At 40.1% G+C, this 1,633-nt stretch carries 3 protein-coding genes; all 3 read right to left on the minus strand.

What is annotated here, in order from left to right:
• Positions 1–475 (minus strand): hypothetical protein (locus MTBBW1_RS28210; protein WP_186441131.1); only part of this gene is annotated, 475 nt, incomplete at its 3' end.
• Positions 476–514: 39 nt separating this feature from the next.
• The gene (locus MTBBW1_RS07005) at positions 515–841 is read right to left on the minus strand and encodes a hypothetical protein (RefSeq protein ID WP_080801211.1); all 327 of its coding nucleotides are present in this window, start codon (positions 839–841) and stop codon (positions 515–517) included.
• Positions 838–1,633: hypothetical protein (locus MTBBW1_RS07010; RefSeq protein ID WP_186441132.1), on the minus strand; the 796-nt coding region annotated here is incomplete at its 5' end. The genes MTBBW1_RS07010 and MTBBW1_RS07005, both read right to left, overlap by 4 nt.

Raw genomic sequence — 1,633 nt, forward strand, 5'->3', positions numbered from 1 at the left:
AGTAGGCAGTTTCCCAGACAGAATCATGCAAACCAGACGCCTTGTCATGCTGCATGCTTTCAATATCTTCAGAAAGTTGCTGGATGGAGTGTTGATTCGCATATATCATTATATTTTCAAGGGAAAGGGATTTGCCTACAAGGGACGCATCTCTTTCAAGAAATGATATATATTGTGTGGCAAAGGCACGATAATAACGAATTGCAAAATCAGGATACCAGACTTTATTTTCTGCGATATCAAAATAGAAGGGAATGACCTTCCCGTTTTCACTCCATAGTTTATTGAAAATACGCTGGATAAATGCGGTTTTGCCGCTTTTTCTGCGTGCAAGGATAACCCTTGATTTAGAGAGTTTTTTCGGAATATTGGCAATCCATTTTCCAAAATTATTAAACTCTTTTTCTCGACCAACAAGAAGGTCGGGGTTGCCTATTTTTTCCTGGAGCGGATATTGAAGATTGTCTGAATTCATCACATCTGCCTTTTTAGTGTAACTCCCCTTAATAATATATTAAAAACTCACAATTCTTTCATTGATTGCAATTTTCTTCTCTCTACACAATGCTGTGGCTGTTTCAGTAAATCCACCAAGGGATAGAAAAGCAGGGATCATAATGTTATCCGGCCTAAGCTTCTGATATACCATCACTTTTTCATGGAAATCTTCAATCATAGAACGTCCACTCTTTGCGGCCTGCTTTTTGACTTCAACAAGCAAAACCCTTCCGCAGGATGACTCTGCAACTATATCCAGCTCCATGTTTTTGCCGTCTTCCCTCTGGAATATGACACGGGTTTTAACATCCACAATATTCAATGGAGTATCGGTGATATTCAATGAAGTCTCACTAATTTCAATGGAGTCTCATTAATACTCAATGAAGCCTCACTGATATTTAATGAAGTTTCGTCAGTTTGTTCATTTGCTCTCTTTTCATCATGGATATTCCCGCCATCGGGAATGGTGAAAAAGGTGGAAAGTCTAAATCTCTTCCTGCTTCTAAAGGCATTGGCAAGCTGCATTTCAGCTACCTGACCTGTGAGGTGACTCAGCATTCCCAGAATTTTCTGTTTTTCCTGCTTCAAAGCTTTTATCTGTTCATGGAACTCCTTTTTCAAGTCTGGCTCAAAATTGTGGATCTCCTTTTCAAAACGGTTTCTCAAAATAAGATTTAGTGTTCCATCCTGAAGCCCCCGAAAGTCTATATCTGCATTGCCCCACTCCAGCATGTCAGCTTCCACAAGGGTCAAAAGTTTTTCCTGAATCTCGTTGATCTCAAGCTCCAGACCCATGGTCTCCTTCAATTCCTTTGGTGTCCAGTAGCGGTGGGAATGCCTGCTTAAAAAGAGCAGTAAATTCTTTGCATGGCGGTCATTTATCTTTTGAAGAGTCAGTTGAATATACTCTCCCCAGGTTCTGGACATCTCTGAGTATCTGTTTGTGATCTCGTAATTTACAGTATTTATAACACCCTCTTCAGTAAGAAACTCTTTATCCTCATAGTTACTCTGTATTACACAAGATATGAAAAATGGGTCTGACATGCACAGGGTATTTATCTGAACAGCAGTGTCGTTGGTGATGGGTTCGCCATATGCATTGGCATATCTGTACACTGCCTGAAGACCA

The sequence above is a fragment of the Desulfamplus magnetovallimortis genome, assembly GCF_900170035.1.
In the GTDB taxonomy this organism is placed as follows: domain Bacteria; phylum Desulfobacterota; class Desulfobacteria; order Desulfobacterales; family Desulfobacteraceae; genus Desulfamplus; species Desulfamplus magnetovallimortis.